Source organism: Arthrobacter sp. B0316-5-4, assembly GCF_059090325.1.
In genome coordinates this window covers 103813-119530 of record NZ_JBNHFN010000002.1, presented here as the reverse complement: position 1 = coordinate 119530, position 15718 = coordinate 103813, and the positions used below count along the sequence as shown (strand labels likewise).

Annotated in this window: 12 protein-coding genes; 7 read left to right on the top strand and 5 right to left on the bottom strand. The window is 63.5% G+C overall.

The annotated features are described in order from the left end of the window. Positions 1–132: 132 nt before the first annotated feature. The 3 genes from lpdA (at position 133) to AC5RU9_RS04845 (ending at position 3896) form a co-directional block, all read left to right on the top strand. Positions 133–1515, top strand: a complete 1383-nt coding sequence (gene lpdA / locus AC5RU9_RS04855) for a dihydrolipoyl dehydrogenase (protein WP_494015544.1) — start codon at positions 133–135, stop codon at positions 1513–1515. Between the two features lie 114 nt (positions 1516–1629). After that, on the top strand, positions 1630–3411 hold the full coding sequence (sucB, locus tag AC5RU9_RS04850) for a 2-oxoglutarate dehydrogenase, E2 component, dihydrolipoamide succinyltransferase (RefSeq protein ID WP_494015543.1): 1782 nt from the start codon (positions 1630–1632) through the stop codon (positions 3409–3411). A 131-nt stretch (positions 3412–3542) separates the two neighbouring features. Then, on the top strand, positions 3543–3896 hold the full coding sequence (locus tag AC5RU9_RS04845) for a hypothetical protein (protein WP_211714055.1): 354 nt from the start codon (positions 3543–3545) through the stop codon (positions 3894–3896). A 127-nt stretch (positions 3897–4023) separates the two neighbouring features. Here the strand turns inward: AC5RU9_RS04845 and AC5RU9_RS04840 are convergent, their stop codons facing one another. Then, positions 4024–4407 carry a VOC family protein gene (locus AC5RU9_RS04840; protein ID WP_494015542.1) on the bottom strand — a complete coding sequence of 128 codons (384 nt, stop codon included), beginning with the start codon at positions 4405–4407 and terminating at the stop codon, positions 4024–4026. A gap of 133 nt (positions 4408–4540) precedes the next feature. Here AC5RU9_RS04840 and AC5RU9_RS04835 point away from each other — a divergent pair, with 133 nt between their 5' ends. Then, entirely contained in the window at positions 4541–4969 is a 429-nt protein-coding gene (locus AC5RU9_RS04835) for an OsmC family protein (protein WP_024820504.1), read from the top strand. Positions 4970–5056: 87 nt separating this feature from the next. Here the strand turns inward: AC5RU9_RS04835 and AC5RU9_RS04830 are convergent, their stop codons facing one another. Beyond that, positions 5057–8569 (bottom strand): S41 family peptidase, encoded by a 3513-nt coding sequence (locus tag AC5RU9_RS04830; protein ID WP_494015541.1) that lies wholly within the window; start codon positions 8567–8569, stop codon positions 5057–5059. 85 nt (positions 8570–8654) lie between these two features. Between AC5RU9_RS04830 and AC5RU9_RS04825 the strand changes: the two genes are divergently transcribed. Beyond that, entirely contained in the window at positions 8655–9554 is a 900-nt protein-coding gene (locus tag AC5RU9_RS04825; RefSeq protein ID WP_494015540.1) for a TIGR01777 family oxidoreductase, read from the top strand. A gap of 25 nt (positions 9555–9579) precedes the next feature. On the opposite strand, the gene AC5RU9_RS04820 is transcribed toward AC5RU9_RS04825, so the two are convergent. Further along, the gene (locus AC5RU9_RS04820; RefSeq protein ID WP_494015539.1) at positions 9580–11172 is read right to left on the bottom strand and encodes a protein kinase domain-containing protein; all 1593 of its coding nucleotides are present in this window, start codon (positions 11170–11172) and stop codon (positions 9580–9582) included. A gap of 84 nt (positions 11173–11256) precedes the next feature. Here AC5RU9_RS04820 and lipB point away from each other — a divergent pair, with 84 nt between their 5' ends. Then, a complete protein-coding gene (lipB, locus tag AC5RU9_RS04815) occupies positions 11257–11982 on the top strand; it encodes a lipoyl(octanoyl) transferase LipB (RefSeq protein WP_494016057.1) in 726 nt (241 codons plus the stop codon). Then, positions 11979–12986 carry a lipoyl synthase gene (gene lipA / locus AC5RU9_RS04810; RefSeq protein WP_309996322.1) on the top strand — a complete coding sequence of 336 codons (1008 nt, stop codon included), beginning with the start codon at positions 11979–11981 and terminating at the stop codon, positions 12984–12986. Before lipB ends, lipA begins: the two co-directional genes overlap by 4 nt. A gap of 45 nt (positions 12987–13031) precedes the next feature. On the opposite strand, the gene AC5RU9_RS04805 is transcribed toward lipA, so the two are convergent. Then, entirely contained in the window at positions 13032–13889 is an 858-nt protein-coding gene (locus tag AC5RU9_RS04805; RefSeq protein ID WP_494015538.1) for an acyltransferase, read from the bottom strand. Next, positions 13873–15717, bottom strand: coding sequence for a hypothetical protein (locus tag AC5RU9_RS04800; protein WP_494015537.1), 1845 nt, complete (start codon positions 15715–15717; stop codon positions 13873–13875). Before AC5RU9_RS04800 ends, AC5RU9_RS04805 begins: the two co-directional genes overlap by 17 nt. Position 15718: the final 1 nt, after the last annotated feature.

Sequence of the window (15718 nt, the reverse complement as noted above, 5' to 3'; positions counted from 1 at the left end):
TGGTTCGCTAAGGTGAACTCGGTAGTCACAAATGCAAGAGAACTTAGGTGCTGGCATAATCACGGCAGAACAAGTTCCAAAGACCAGATGGCACGCAGTCCCGTGTCATCACTCACGCGAGGGAGCGTTTTAGTGGCCGATCAGGCAACTGCGCAAGAATTCGACATCCTGGTACTCGGTGGCGGCAGCGGCGGCTACGCCACTGCCCTGCGGGCCGTACAGCTTGGGTTCACCGTTGGCCTTGTGGAAAAGGCGAAGCTCGGCGGGACCTGCCTGCACAACGGCTGTATTCCCACCAAGGCACTCCTGCACTCGGCCGAACTGGCCGACCACGCACGGGATTCCGCCAAGTACGGCGTCAACGTCACGCTGGACAGCATCGACATGCCAGCCGTGAACGCCTACAAGGACGGCATCATTGCCGGTAAGTACAAGGGCCTCCAGGGACTCATCAAGTCCAAGGGCATCACCGTCATCGAAGGTGAAGGCAAGCTCCAGGGCAACAACACCGTCGTCGTGAACGGCACTTCCTACACGGGCAAGAACATCGTCCTGGCCACGGGTTCCTACTCCCGTTCACTGCCTGGCCTCGAAATCGGCGGCAAGGTCATCACCTCCGACCAGGCCCTCACCATGGACTACATCCCCAAGAGCGCCATCGTCCTGGGCGGCGGCGTTATCGGCGTCGAATTCGCTTCCGTATGGAAGTCCTTCGGCGTGGACGTCACCATCATCGAAGGCCTCCCCTCCTTGGTTCCCAACGAGGACGCCTCGATCGTGAAGAACCTCGAGCGCGCCTTCAAGAAGCGCGGCATCAAGTTCACCACCGGGATCTTCTTCCAGGGTGTGGAGCAGAACGACGACGGCGTCAAGGTCACCTTGGTTGATGGCCAGACGTTCGAAGCCGATCTCCTGCTCGTAGCAGTCGGCCGCGGACCCGTGACCGCAAACCTGGGCTACGAAGAAGCCGGCATCACCATCGACCGCGGCTTCGTCATCACCAACGAACGCCTCCACACCGGCGTTGGCAACATCTACGCCGTGGGCGACATCGTCCCGGGCGTCCAGCTCGCACACCGCGGCTACCAGCAAGGCATCTTCGTCGCCGAGGAAATCGCCGGCCTCAACCCGGCCATCGTCGAGGACATCAACATCCCCAAGGTCACCTACTGCGAGCCCGAAATCGCGACGGTCGGCTACACCGAAAAGGCCGCCAGGGCTAAGTTCGGCGACGACCAGGTGCAGACCCAGGAATACAACCTTGCCGGCAACGGCAAGAGCTCCATCCTTGGTACCGGTGGCATCGTCAAGCTCGTCCGCCAGAAGGACGGCCCGGTAGTTGGCATCCACATGATCGGTTCCCGCATCGGCGAGCAGATCGGTGAGGCCCAGCTGATCGTGAACTGGGAAGCCTACCCGGAGGATGTGGCCCAGTTGGTCCACGCCCACCCCACCCAGAACGAAGCACTGGGCGAAGCCCACCTCGCCCTCGCGGGCAAGCCGCTCCACGGCTAAGTCTTTACCCAAAGACAAACGGGTCGGGTGCATGCGGCGGAATCAGCCGGATGCACCCGACCCGGACCAGCAGAATTCATCCGCACAAAGATCAATAAGGAGAACGGGGACGACATGTCTGAATCCGTTAACTTGCCCGCCCTCGGTGAGAGTGTCACCGAAGGAACCGTCACCCGCTGGCTCAAGCAGGTTGGTGACCGGGTGGAGATCGACGAGCCGTTGCTCGAGGTTTCAACCGACAAAGTAGACACCGAAATCCCTTCTCCGATCTCAGGCGTCATCGAAGAAATCCTCGTCGCTGAAGACGAGACGGCCGAAGTTGGCGCCCCCTTGGTCCGCATCGGCGACGGCTCAGGCTCTGCTGCCGAAGCTGCACCGGCCCAGGAGGCCCCCGCAGCACCTGCAGCCGCAGAAGAGGCCCCCGCTGCACCCGCCGCAGAGGCTCCCGCTGCACCGGCTGCCGAAGCTCCCGCAGCCTCCGGCGGCGAAGGCCACGAAGTAACACTCCCGGCCCTCGGCGAGAGCGTCACCGAAGGAACCGTGACGCGCTGGCTCAAGGCTGTGGGCGACACCGTTGAGGTGGACGAACCGCTCCTCGAGGTTTCCACCGACAAGGTCGACACCGAGATCCCCTCCCCTGTTGCCGGAACCCTGCAGGAAATCCGCGTCAGCGAAGACGAGACCGCTGAAGTTGGCTCCGTCCTGGCCGTCATCGGCTCCGGCGCGGCACCTGCCGCAGCCCCGGCCGCAGCACCTGCGCCCGCCGCCGAGAAGCCTGCCGAAGCCCCTGCCGCTGCGCCTGCACCGGCAGCTGCTGCACCGGCTCCCGCCGCTCCCGCCGCAACGGCAGCTGCTGCACCGGCTCCCGCCGCTCCCGCCGCAACGGCACCTGCTGCAGCCCCCGCCGCCGCACCGGCTGCTCCGGCTCCGGCTGCTCCTGCCGCCGACGCATCTGCTTCGGAGTCCGGCTACGTCACTCCCCTGGTCCGCAAGCTGGCCAACCAGCACGGCGTAGACATCTCCTCTGTTGCGGGCACCGGCGTAGGTGGCCGCATCCGCAAGCAGGACGTCCTTGCCGCCGCTGAAGCCAAGCAGGCTGCAGCAGCACCAGCAGCCGCGGCCCCCGCAGCAGCCCCCGCTGCAAAGACGGCCGCGCCGGTAGTGGCTTCGTCCCTGCGTGGCACCACGGAGAAGGCCCCGCGTATCCGCCAGGTCATCGCCCGCCGCATGCGCGAGTCCCTTGAGGTCTCCACCCAGCTGACCCAGGTGCACGAGGTCGACATGACCAAGATCGCCAAGCTCCGTCTCAAGGCCAAGAACTCGTTCCAGGCCCAGAACGGTGTCAAGCTGACCTTCCTGCCGTTCATCGCCAAGGCTGTTGCCGAGGCCTTGAAGCAGCACCCCAAGCTGAACGCTGCCTACGACGAGTCCAAGCAGGAAATCACCTACCACAACGCCGAACACCTGGCGATCGCCGTCGACACTGACAAGGGCCTCCTGGTTCCCGTCATTTCCGACGCCGGCAACCTGAACCTTGCTGGCTTGGCCGGCAAGATCGCCGATGTCGCAGGCCGTACCCGTGACGGCAAGATCGGTCCGGACGAACTGTCCGGCGGTACGTTCAGCATCACCAACATCGGTTCCGTTGGTGCCCTGTTCGACACCCCGATCATCAACCAGCCCCAGGTTGGCATCCTCGGCACCGGCGCAATCGTCAAGCGCGCCGTCGTGGTTGCCGATGAGAACGGCGATGACTCGATTGCCATCCGCTCCATGATGTACCTGTCGCTGACGTACGACCACCGCCTGGTGGACGGCGCGGACGCCGGCCGCTTCCTGCAGACCCTCAAGGCCCGCCTTGAGGAAGGTGCTTTCGAAGCGGACCTGGGCCTCTAGGATCACGCACCCGCAAGCACTGCGGAACTGAAAGGGCAGGTTGCCGGATATCCGGCAACCTGCCCTTTTGCTTCAATCACCTGCGCGTGGCTTTGCTACGGGACGTAGAACCATCTGGATAAGCTGGAGCCATGAGTATTCTGTTCAGCATTCTGGTGTTCTTCCACATTGTCGGCGCAGCCATGATCGTGGGCTACTGGATCGCCACCCTTCGGGAGCCCACCGTCCACCCCCGCCAGCGCGACGGCGCATTCCTCCAGCTCCTGACGGGCATCGCCATGATGGGCATCCTGCCCTTGCTTCCCGACGCCGATCCCAACTACTTCAAGCTTGGCGTCAAGTTCGCCATCGCCGTGGCTGTAGCGGTCCTTGCGGTCATCGGCTCCCGCAAGGTCAAGAACGGCGAACCGGTCTCCACCGGACTGGCTCACAGCGTGGGTGGCCTCGCACTGGTGAACATCGCCATTGCCACCCTCTGGAACTAAGCCGGGATCGAATCCCGGTAGCTTTCCTGCAGAAAGCATTGCCGTCCCGCCCTGCGAGCACGCAGGGCGGGACGGCCTTTTGCGTTAACGACGATCACTCGGCCGCGCGGGCTGAAGGCAGCGCCGACTACTCCTGGGCGATGCAGAACTCGTTGCCTTCGGGGTCCTGCATCACGTCCCAATGGAAATCCGCAATGTCGTAGCCCTCGACAAAAGTAGCACCCAGCGACTCGGCCTTGATCCGCAACGCTGCGGCATCGGCGTCGTGCAGGTCCAAATGGAGGCGTCGCCTGCCGTCAGTGGGCGCTTCGACCTGTTGGAAAGCCAACTGCGGAAGGCCGGGCTCCGCCGGCCGCAACCAGATGAACCCCTCATGCTCGGCAGCGATGGGCATGTCCAACAGTTCGGACCAAAAGGCCGAAAGGCGGGCAGCATCGACCGCGTTGACCATGATCGAAGCAATTCTCGGGGTGCGGCGTTGGCCGCCGGATGCGTGTTCCTGAGTCTCCATATCGCCAGTTTAGGGGTCACAATCCACTGTCAGCAGAATGGCCGTGCAGTCCTGCCGCCAAATCCCTAGGATTGATCCCGGTGGCAACCGGCTAATGCTGGTTGCCGACTCACAACGACCCCAAGGAGTGGACATGGCAGCAACACGTACCGCACACACGGTTTGGAACGGCAACCTCATCGAAGGCGCCGGCAACACCACGCTGGACAGCTCAGGCCTGGGCACCTTCGACGTCACGTGGAAGGCACGCACCGAGCAGTCCGGCGGCAAGACCAGCCCCGAGGAACTGATCGCTGCCGCCCACTCCGCTTGCTTCTCCATGGCGTTCAGCCACGCCTTGGCCGGAGAGGGATTCACCGCGGAAGAGGTCAACACCAAAGCGGACGTAACCTTCGTCCCCGGCACCGGCATCACCGGCAGCCACCTGACCATGACGGCAAAGGTCCCCGGCCTCTCGGAAGAGGACTTCCGCCGCATCTCCGAGGACGCAAAGACCGGCTGCCCCGTGTCCGGCGCCCTGGCCAGCATCGAGATCACCCTGGATGCCACCCTCGCCGCCTAGGCTCCGCTTCAGACACCACGACAACGGAAGAGCCCTGTCGCTTCCCTCAGGGAGGCGACGGGGCTCTTCTGCGCTTGGATTTGCTCCCTAGCCCGCTTGCGGACGCGACGGCAAGGGCGCCGGCCGCACCTTCCGGTAGCCTTCACGCCGCGGAGGCCGATCGGTAGGCAATTCCTGGATCATTTCCTTAAGCGCCCCGATGCCGTATTCCAGCTGCGGATCCGTGCCGGCCGCGTAGGCGTGCGGCGGGAAGAGGACCTCAATGTCGGGCTCGACGCCGCGGTTCTCCACGTCCCACCCGATTCCCCCGTTGAACCACGTGGCGTACCGCGGCTGAGTGACGCCTGTTCCGTCTGCCAGTGCGAACCGGTTGTCGATGCCCACTACGCCACCCCAGGTCCGGGTGCCGATGACGGGGCCAATGCCGCGCAGCTTCGAGACCTGCGTGATGATGTCGCCATCGGACCCGGCAAATTCGTCTGCGAGGATGATGACCGGTCCCCGCGGGGCGTGGTCCGGGTAGGTCCGGGGCTTCTCACCTCGCGGCATGCTCCATCCCGTCACCTTGCGGCCAATGAGTTCGGCCACCAACTGAGAGGTGTGGCCGCCACGGTTGCGCCTCACGTCCACGATCAGGCCGTCCAGCGCGGTTTCGGTATCAAGGTCCCGGTGGAGCTGTGCCCAACCATTGGCCATCATGTCCGGGACGTGAAGGTAGCCGAACTTACCGTCGGACGCCTCCCGGACGGTGCGCCGGTTGGCGCGGACCCAATCCTGGTAGCGCAGCCTTTCCTCGTCGCGCACAGGAACCACCGCCACCCGACGCTGCTGCCCGGCTGCTTCGCCGTGGCCGTCGCCGTTCAAAAGAGTCAGTTCCACAGTCCGGCCCGCGGCGCCCACCAACTGCATGGCAGGTGTTAGAGCAGCCGAAAGTTCGACGCCGTCGATCGCCAACAGCACGTCGCCCACCTTCGCGTCCGCACCGGGACGCGTCAAGGGCGAAGTGGCCAGCGGGTCGGAGGACTCCCCTGCCAGGATCCGGGTGATCTCCCAGCCCTTCTTGCCGAACTGCAATTCGGCGCCCAGCCGGCCCTGTCCATTCCGTCCGGCCTCCGTGACAGCTGCCGGTTTCACATAGGCGTGGGACGTGCCCAGCTCACCGTGGATCTCCCACAACAGGTCAACCAGGTCATCGTGGGTACCGAGCCGGTTCACGATCGGGCGGTAGCGCTTGTACACGGAGTCCCAGTCCTGCCCGGCCATGTCCGCGGTCCAGAAGAAGTCGCGCTGCAATCGCCAGGCCTCATCGAACGCCTGACCCCAGGCAGCAACGGGGTCAAGGATGACGCGGATCCTGTTGAGTTCCACCTTCACCAGATCAGCGGAATCCTCGTCCACTTTGCTGTCTGCCGGGACGGAAGTGACCTGCTTGTCCAGGACATAGACAATCCTGCTGAGGTCGCCCGATAGGCGGTAGCTGTCCACTGCCGTGACAAGAGTGGTCTGCTTGCGCTTGCCGAGGTCGTAACGCACCAGGGACGGCGCCGACTTCTTGTCCTGCGGTGTTCCCTTGCCTTCACCGGTGACACCCGTGAGTTCCGTGTCCAGCCACAGGAGTGCCCCGTCACCGACAGCGAGGTCGGAATAGTTGCCTTGGGGAACCGGGACGGTGATAACACGGTGCGCCAGCCCATCGGCGTCGACGCGGACCGCGGCGACATCGCCGTCGTCGGATTTGTCTTGGGTGCTGGGCGCATCCTCAAGGGTGTCGATCGAGGGACCGAACGGCGACGGCGTGTCCGCCGCCAGCGCCACCAAATACGGCTTGATGGGGCTGGGGAAGGAGAGATCGAAGGAGTGCCCGTCGTAGACGGGGTCAAAGCTTCTGTTGGACAGGAAAGCGAGGAACTTTCCGTCCGGAGTGAATCGCGGCGAGGTATCGCAGAAACGGCCGTCGGTGACGTCGACGATACCGGACTCCGTCCCGCCGGGGCGGGTGATCCGGAGCTTGCTCCGCGAACCGAACGAAGTCACCGGTTCGGACCATGCGAGCCACTGCGAATCGGCAGACCACGACAACTCATCGATGCTCCCCTCTCCGACGCTAACGAGCCGCGTCAACGTCCCGGTGGAGGTGTCGGCAACGAAGACGTCGCCAAAAGAAGTGCCCACCGCAAGCCAGCGACCGTCGGGACTGGCCTCGAGCGCACTTGTCCGGGTAAGCGCCGGAAACTCGATCCGCAGGGCGGTGTCTTCGGTAGCGGGGGCTGCCGCTGCCTCTGTACCGCCCACCGTGTCAGCGGACTGGCCCGCATTGGCGGCATCGCCGGCGGTGGTCGTCGATCCAGCCTTGGCCGTCTCGTCGGCGCCTGCTTCGACGGCCTCAGAAGCCTTGCCCTGCCCCAGGACGTTCGATGCGGAAACCGGCTTCGGCAACGGATCGGCGTCGTTTGTGGGCTTGGCCGGCTCAACGGCCGCCTTGGGCATCTCGACTGCTGCCGAAAGGCGTGTGGCTATGCGCTTGACGTACAGCGCCTCCACCCCACCATGGTCCGCGACGTAGGCAATCCGTCCGTCTGTCAGCGGGCGGGGCAAACGTGCACGGACGCCCGGAGTAGCCTCCACCACGCGTGAGGGACCGTCCTTGTGCCGAAGCCAATGAACGGTGCCGTGCGATTCAACGGCGCTGGCAGTCCCGGTCAGGTTCGGGACGACGTCGCCAAGATGGGCGGATACCTTCAGGGGTGCTGCACGGCGTGCCGGAGAGGCCGAACCGAGGGTGATATCCAGCTTTGTGGCCTCGACATCGGCATCGAGCGAAGGAAGAATCCACAGTTCGCCGGCGGACTCAAAGACGACCCTCTGACCATCGGTGCTCGCATGGCGGACGTAGAAATCCTCGTGATCGGTATGGCGGCGCAGTCCGGAACCGTCGGGCAAAACGGAGTACAGGTTTCCGTACCCCTCATGGTCGGAGAGGAAGGCAATGCGTCCCTGGAGCCACAGTGGGTCGGTCAGGTTGCCTTCGATCTCCGGGAGAAGCCTTTCGAATTCCCCGATCCCGTCGGCATCGATCCACAGCTTGCCCGCCGTACCGCCGCGATACCGCTTCCACCAAGCCGGCTCGCGGGAAAGGACGCTGGCGAGCACCACCGGCTTCTCGTCGCCCACCTCCGGCCCATAAGCGACACCTTCGACCGGACCGAAGGGAAGTTCGACGGCGGAGCCACCGTCGAGCGGGAGGCTGTAGGCGTACGTGTGGCGGCTTTCGGACTGCTGGAACGCACTTGTGACAATGACGTCGCCCGCGGGAGTGAACCCCTTGACCTTAGTGGTGCTGTGCCCGAAGTAACTGAGCTGCCTGTACCCGCCGCCGTCGACCTCCGCCGTCACCACTTCCGGTGACGTTCCGACGACGACCGTCCACACCAGCCGTTGGCCGTCGGGGGTGAACCTTGGGTTCCGGGCAGGCAATTGTTGGGAGGAAACCCGCCAGGCGCGGCCGCCTGAAAGGGGCGCGACCCAGATGTCGTCTTCGGCCACGAAGGTGACCAGATCGCCGTGCACATGCGGGAAACGGAGGTAGCTGGAGGAGGTCATTGTTCGATCATAGTCAAGAGGCACCCGCCGTCCCGGGCATCGACAGGCGTTTCCCCCGCATGCCTTGGCCATGGTGAGATGGGTCATGCGAATCGTGATGTCCGGAGCCTCGGGAATGATCGGAACGGCGTTGTCGGCGCAACTGGCCAGCCAGGGCCACGACGTCATCCGGCTGGTCCGCCGACCTGCCAGGAATGCAGCGGAGCGGACGTGGGACCCCGCCGCGGGAGAGTTGGACGAAGCGGTCTTCGACGGCGTCGACGCCGTGGTCAACCTCTCGGGAGCAGGCATCGGTGACCGTCCGTGGACGAAACAGCGAATCGAAGTGCTCCGGGATTCCCGACTCCAACCCACCCGCACCCTGACTGACGCCTTGCAGCGACTCAGCCAACCGCCGTCGACTTTCATCAGCCAATCAGCATCCGGCTACTACGGCGCCACGACTGATGGCCCGCTCCGGGAGGACTCAGGCCCCGGCGGCGGCGTCCTTGGCCCCCTCTGCGTGGAGTGGGAGCGGGCTGCCAGGACCGCGCCCCCGGGCGTGCGGGTCGTCACTCCGAGGACCGGCGTGGTTCTCAGCCCGTCAGGTGGCGCACTCGGGCCGCTGCTCCCGCTACTGAAGCTCGGGCTCGGAGGACCTTTTGGGAATGGGCGGCAGTATTGGCCCTGGATCACGCTGGCCGATGAAGCTGCCGCCTTGGCGTACCTCCTGACGGCCGACATCGACGGACCGGTGAATGTCTGCGCTCCGGAAAGCGCTGACGTGAACACCATTGTGTCCCACCTGGCGAAAGCCTTCCACAGGCCGGCGTTCTGCCGGGTGCCCCGGCCAGCACTTCGGCTGGTACTCGGAAAGCTGGCGGACGAACTGGTGTTGGCGAACCAAGAGATGGACGCCAGCCGGCTGGCAAACGCAGGTTTCCAGTGGCAGCACCCCTCACTTGCTGAAGCGATGGAATGGCTGACAACGGCAAAGGATCGCTAGCGCTTCACGGTGGCGGCTTCGGCTCTTAGCCTGTGGCGCCGGCCAGAATCTCCACGATCTGCCATCGTCCGTCCCGACGCACCAGATGCAGCCGGAGATCCTGTGGCGTCCCGGCCTCCTCCGAACGGACCACCGAGCCTGAGGACAGGCGTTCCTCGTAGGCGGAAGTAGCGGCTACGATTTCCACCATCGCGTGGTCGGGCTGTGGCGGTTCCCGGATGGTCACGGCCGTCACGGTTGTCGCGAGGCCGGCGAATACCGTGCCGGCTGTTCGAAGGTGCTCCCCCACTTGGCGGTCAGCAGCTTCGGCTGGTGAACCGGGTGCGTTGATCACAGCCAAGAGCTCAACGTGGCCTTGGCGCAACGCCAAGTCCCGGACAGCTGCCAAAGCCGGCACGGCAACGGCCAGGTCATCGGAATGAAGCTCCCGATTAAGGCCCTCCGGGAGCAAAGAGGACTCCGGGATGTCCGTAGGCAGGCCAGAACCGGACACATCCACCGCTCCGGAAAGCGGCACCGATGGTTGGCCCTGCCCCCAAAGGCCCCACGCGGTGGCTGCTACCAGCATTCCGGCCCCCAGCACCACCGCTACCTTGATGCCCGCGGACGCTTTGCGTATCTTGTGCCTTCCCAGCGTCTGGGAGGCCTTGGGGAGTACAACCTTCCCCAGGGGCAGGACCGAGCGCCGATTCCCGAACCACCGGGCACTTCGGCGCGGTGTTCGATCCAGCGCCTGACGCCGCGTCAGCAAGTCGGGAATGACCGAGGGGTGCACCGCCCCTGCAAGATCCACTGCTTCCGGGGCCGCGCTGCGGAAAACGGCGGTCGAAAATTCCCTTGCTGAAGGCCTCATCCGGGGGTCCGGATCCAAAGCGGCCTCCAACGCGCCAGCGAGGGAGCGGGGTACTTCACTGGCGACAAATGACAAGGGCGGACGGTCCATTGCCTGTTCGGGGACCGAACCCGTCAGGCAGAACCAGCCGACAGCCGCGAGGGAATAGAGGTCGCGTTCCGGCCGCAATGCCCCATCCTCCTGGCCCACGGAAACGAGGCCCACAGGGTCGGTGAACCCAGGCGTTCCCACGTCCAGGTGATGCTTGGCGTCGCCTACCCTGGCGGTGATCCCGAAATCCGCCAGCAGGGGCATTCCTTCGGCCGTGAACAGGATGTTCCCCGGCGACACGTCCCCGTGCACCACGCCCTGGGAATGGAGGTAGTCCAAGGCTTGGGCGAGGGGACCCAGAATTGTTACCGCCTCCCCCACCCGAAGCCGTCCGCGCCCGGATACCAGGTTCGCCAACGAACCCCCTGCGGCGTAGTCCATGACAATGCCGCGGACTCCCGGAACTTCCGTGTCGAGCTGGAGGACGTCGTGGATGCCAACCAAGTGCTTGTGCTTCACCCCAAGCAAGGCGCCAGCCTCATGCGAAATGTCACCGTGTGGATCCCGGGGGCCACGATCGTGAGCCGCCGCCTTGACGCATTTGACCGCAAACTGCTCTCCGTCTGAGTCCCTCCTCGCCAGCCATACCGTAGAGCTCCCGCCCTTGCCCAGTTGACGGCTTGCCCGATACCCCGGCAGGCGGGGAGGCGTATCAGCAGAATCCAGAGTTTCCATAGATAAGGTCTACCGGACGGCGAGGATCGGTGCAGAAGTTATCCACAGCCCCTACCGGGTCGTGGTCAAGCAGCCGTGATACGACTGAGAGCTTCACCACAAAACCATGGCCAGTCTGCTGCGGGGTCTAAGCTTGAACGCATGACTCTTGAGTTTTCACAACTGGGTCTTGCCCCTGATTTCGTTGACTACATGCAGGGCTGGGACCTGCAGCGCGAGATCCACAACAAAGTTGTTGCGGGCGAGCAGAACAGCACCGTACTGCTTCTGGAGCATGCCGCCGTCTATACGGCAGGCAAGCTCACGGAGGATCACGAGCGTCCCTTTGATGGCACTCACGTCGTTCCCGTGGACCGAGGTGGCAAATTGACCTGGCACGGGCCCGGACAGTTGATCGCCTATCCCATCCTCAAGCTCAAGAACCGGGCTGGAATCCGCGACTACGTTGAGCGGCTTGAGGCCACCATGATCGCTGTGATGAAGGACTACGGCATCAACGCCGTCACCGTTAAGGGCCGGGCCGGCGTCTGGATCCTTGCCGACGAAAACGGTCCGGACCGCAAGATTGCGGCCATTGGCATCCGTGTACTCGACGGCGTCACCATGCACGGCGTGGCCATCAACTGCAGCAATGATCTGGCACCGTACGCGCAGATCATCGCCTGCGGCATCACCGACGCCAGCGTCACCACCATGTCGCTGGAGACCGGCCAGACCATCAATCCGGCCGATATCGTCGACCGCTTCGTGGAAGAATTCCGCAAGCACGAAGAAGCACTCGTTTCCACCCCCGAAGGAGCACTCCAGTGACCTTGGCACCTGAAGGCCGTAAGTTGTTGCGCGTTGAGCAGCGTAACGCGGCGGTACCGGTTGAACGTAAGCCTGAGTGGATCAAGGCCAAGGTCCAGATGGGTCCTGAGTTTGTCCAGCTCAAGAACCTGGTGAAGAAGGAAGGGTTGCACACGGTCTGTGAAGAGGCCGGCTGCCCGAACATTTTCGAGTGCTGGGAAGACAAGGAAGCGACGTTCCTGATCGGCGGGTCCGAGTGCACCCGGCGCTGTGATTTCTGCCAGATCGATACCGGCAAACCCTCCCCGGTGGACATGTTCGAACCCACGAAGGTGGCCCGCTCGGTGCAGGCCATGCAGTTGCGCTACGCCACGGTGACCGGTGTGGCCCGTGATGACCTGGCCGATGAGGGTGTCTGGTTGTACGCCGAAACGGTGCGGAAGATCCACGAACTGAACCCGGGCACCGGGGTGGAGTTGCTGATCCCGGACTTCTCCGGCAAACCCGAGCACATCGCGGCGATCTGCGATTCCAAGCCCGAGGTATTCGCGCATAACGTCGAGACCGTGCCGAGGATTTTCAAGCGGATCCGGCCGGCGTTCCGGTACGAGAGGTCCCTGGATGTCATCACCCAGGGCCGGGATCTGGGCATGGTGACCAAGTCCAACCTGATCCTGGGCATGGGCGAGACCCGTGAAGAGATTTCCGAAGCCCTCCGGGATCTGCACGCCGCCGGGTGTGACCTGATCACGATCACCCAGTACCTGCGCCCCTCCGAGCGGCACCTTCCGGTGGACCGGTGGGTCAAGCCGCAGGAGTTCGTGGACCTCCAGCACGAGGCCGAGGAGATCGGTTTCCTCGGCGTCATGTCCGGGCCCCTGGTCCGTTCCTCCTACCGGGCCGGGCGCCTCTGGGCCACCGCGATGCGCAAGAAGGGCTGGGAAATCCCGGCCGCCCTGGCCCACATCGAGTCCTCCGGCACCACCCGCCAGGAAGCCTCCACCATCCTCGCCGCCCACAGCTAACCACCTGCCGCGCCGCCCACATGGTGCGGTGCGGCAGCAACCGGGCTACACGAGATAGAAGCGGTTCTTGCCTTCCAACTGATCCAGTTGGAAACACCAGGCGGCCCTCCCGATCCCGGACGTGGCTGCCCCCAGTTCATCCTCCAACTGCTTCATGTCAGCCACATTCCCATCCGCTGAGTAAATGAACTCGTCCCCGTCGTGGACGAGGTTCTGCGCCGTCCGGGCTTCGGTGAAGCCGTGAACGGACGGTCGGGTCCAGAAAATCCCACTGCTGACAATCCTCCCGGGAACGCCGGCAGCGGTTGAGTTGGAGGGGACGTTCTTGGTGATCAATGCCCGGGCGGCGAGGATACTCCCCGAGCCGACACGCGAGCCTTTCAGCAACAGGGTGTCTTCGCCCAACCACACGTGGTCCCCCACCCAAATGGATTGACTGGGATTGACGCGTTGACGGTCCTGCACTGAGTAAATCAGGTGGGGATCAGCCGTCCGGAAGGCCACCCGGGAGGAGAACATTGCGTCACTGCCCACAATCACATGTTTGCGTTCGGTGGGTAGGACGCGTGCTTCTGAGGTGAAGGTTGCACCCGGGCCCAGGTAGAACACAGACTCTTCGAAGACAGTGGCAATCAGCCTGAGAAATCCATGGGACTTTCGCAGGTGGATGACCGCATCATTGCCCATGAATCGCAGCCGGCAATTGCGTAGCCGTGTACCGTCCTCGACGAAGAGGACATTTCCCGTACCCGCGAATTCAATGCTTGAACCGATGAACTCCGACCCAGGCGTGTCCTGGAGGTGCACCACGTTGTTCCGGATCGCGGAGACGTCCCCGTACTCCCGGATAGTCTGCGTCGTGGGCGCCGGGCCCGCACCATTCTGCTTACTGTTGCGCTGCACCAGCCAGCACCGCCTTGGATTCATGCAGGTCAACGGTGATGCCGTCCCAGTCCATCGTGGCCAGCGCCTCCAGGTCCGCCTTGAGGGTTTTTCCGTGGATCACGACATGCAGCCGCCGCATGCCAGTGGCGATCAGGACCCGTAAGGCGAACAGATCCGCCAGGGAGCAACCATCAATAGGTTGAACCTCCACCGTGGAGGCTGCTTGTTCGCGCTGGTCGCCATCTAACGGTCCGCATGTCCCGCTTCCGAGCTCAGGGACGAAGTGCATTTCCAGCGTGTCGGCACCGTCCACCTGTCGATGCCACCGGTATCTGTAGCGGCCGAACGATTCGCCGTCCAGCACCACGTATTCCTGGACAGTCGAGGCGTCCAGTGACAGCGCGCAGTTGGTGAGTTGCTGTTTGGGTACCCGGGTTCCCGGGTTGACACGGGAGGGCAAGGATCCGCTCCAGGTTGTGCCGTTGGGCTGTATCGCCAGGACGTGTTCCAGTTCCACGATCGGATCGTATGCCGGGAACAGGCTCTGCTCCGCTGTCGTGTACTTGACGAAGTCGTAGGAATGCTCGGTCATCAACTGCAGGAAACGTGTGCGCCCCGCCTGCCCTTGGATGAACCAGTTCGCTCCGGAAACCTTGGACGCCACCGGATCCACACGGACCTGCACTTGAACGTTCCCTGTGTGGCGGAAGGTCCGAAGCTCTTCGCAGGTGAATTGCTCGTCTGCCCCACCACGCAGGAATCGTCGGATAAGACCCAGCATTGCCGGCAATGCAGCCCGGGCCACATCCGAATGCTGCCCGTCGATGCGGTACTTCACCAGATGCGGTATGTCGCTCGCCAGTTCGATCAGGGAATGGTTGCTCGATTCGTCCGAATTTGTGTAGAAGTAATGGATTCTGCGCCCCTCGTCGAAGTACTCACGGAGCCGGACTTCCGGCTGTTCCAGTTCGCGCAACGCATTGTGACGGAAGAGGTTGTCCTTAAAGGCGGGTTTGGTGAAGTAGTAGGGCAGGTTCATCTGCGGAACTGCGAGGAGTAAGGCTGCCTCCGGATACTCCCGCGCGTACTGTATGGCGATGGCGCCGCCCTTGGAGGCGCCGAAAAACAGCATCTGGGTCCGGTCAATGGCGAAGCGACTCCTCAAACCTTCAATGGCATCCCGGACGCGTTCGTAAAGCGCCCTGCCCGCGTTGTCGACCATCATGTAGGATCCTGCCGCCAAGTACCGGTCCTGGAAACAGACCATCAGCGTGTCGTTCAGGTCCTCGTCGTTCAGGTCCTTGAGGTAACTCACTGCATAGGAGATACGGGTGGTGGAAGGGCCGAATCCGGGGAAGGTAATGAGCATCTTCGTCGGGGTGGTGGTGTTGCCCCGAAGGGAGTAAAAAACGTCCCCATGCTGTTCCACGCCGTACTGCTCGTCGTATCTCAGTTGCTGAGGTGTCGTGAAAGCCCCACGCCCTATTTTCAGTTCGAAAGGCACGTCGATGTCCAACGTGAAATGCGATACATCATTCGAGGTCACCATGATGTTCCGGTATTCGAGGGGAAAGCCGCGGGCCGGCGGCTCGATCATGTTTCCGTAAACCAGGGCACCGTCCTGGAACAGCCGAAATGGCTTTCCATTCCAGCTTTTCCAGTCCCCCAGGGTCAGTTTGGCAAAGTAGATGCCTTGCGGAAGGTTCTCTGAGGCGATCCTGCGGATCCGGCCTTCGAGGCCCTTTGCCTTGATCATTCGCCGAACCGGTGAATCTGGCTTCGACGCCAGAAGCGCCCTGGCAAACTCCAGGCCAGCAGGCGAATACGCCGCAGCTTTCCCGGCCATG

What these genes read in the sequence shown, in the direction of transcription:
- sucB (WP_494015543.1), top strand. Translation starts at nt 1,630, where the DNA reads ATGTCTGAATCCGTTAACTTGCCCGCCCTCGGTGAGAGTGTCACCGAA.
- AC5RU9_RS04845 (WP_211714055.1), top strand. Translation starts at nt 3,543, where the DNA reads ATGAGTATTCTGTTCAGCATTCTGGTGTTCTTCCACATTGTCGGCGCA.
- AC5RU9_RS04840 (WP_494015542.1), bottom strand. Translation starts at nt 4,407, where the DNA reads ATGGAGACTCAGGAACACGCATCCGGCGGCCAACGCCGCACCCCGAGA.
- AC5RU9_RS04835 (WP_024820504.1), top strand. Translation starts at nt 4,541, where the DNA reads ATGGCAGCAACACGTACCGCACACACGGTTTGGAACGGCAACCTCATC.
- AC5RU9_RS04830 (WP_494015541.1), bottom strand. Translation starts at nt 8,569, where the DNA reads ATGACCTCCTCCAGCTACCTCCGTTTCCCGCATGTGCACGGCGATCTG.
- AC5RU9_RS04825 (WP_494015540.1), top strand. Translation starts at nt 8,655, where the DNA reads ATGCGAATCGTGATGTCCGGAGCCTCGGGAATGATCGGAACGGCGTTG.
- AC5RU9_RS04820 (WP_494015539.1), bottom strand. Translation starts at nt 11,172, where the DNA reads ATGGAAACTCTGGATTCTGCTGATACGCCTCCCCGCCTGCCGGGGTAT.
- AC5RU9_RS04800 (WP_494015537.1), bottom strand. Translation starts at nt 15,717, where the DNA reads ATGGCCGGGAAAGCTGCGGCGTATTCGCCTGCTGGCCTGGAGTTTGCC.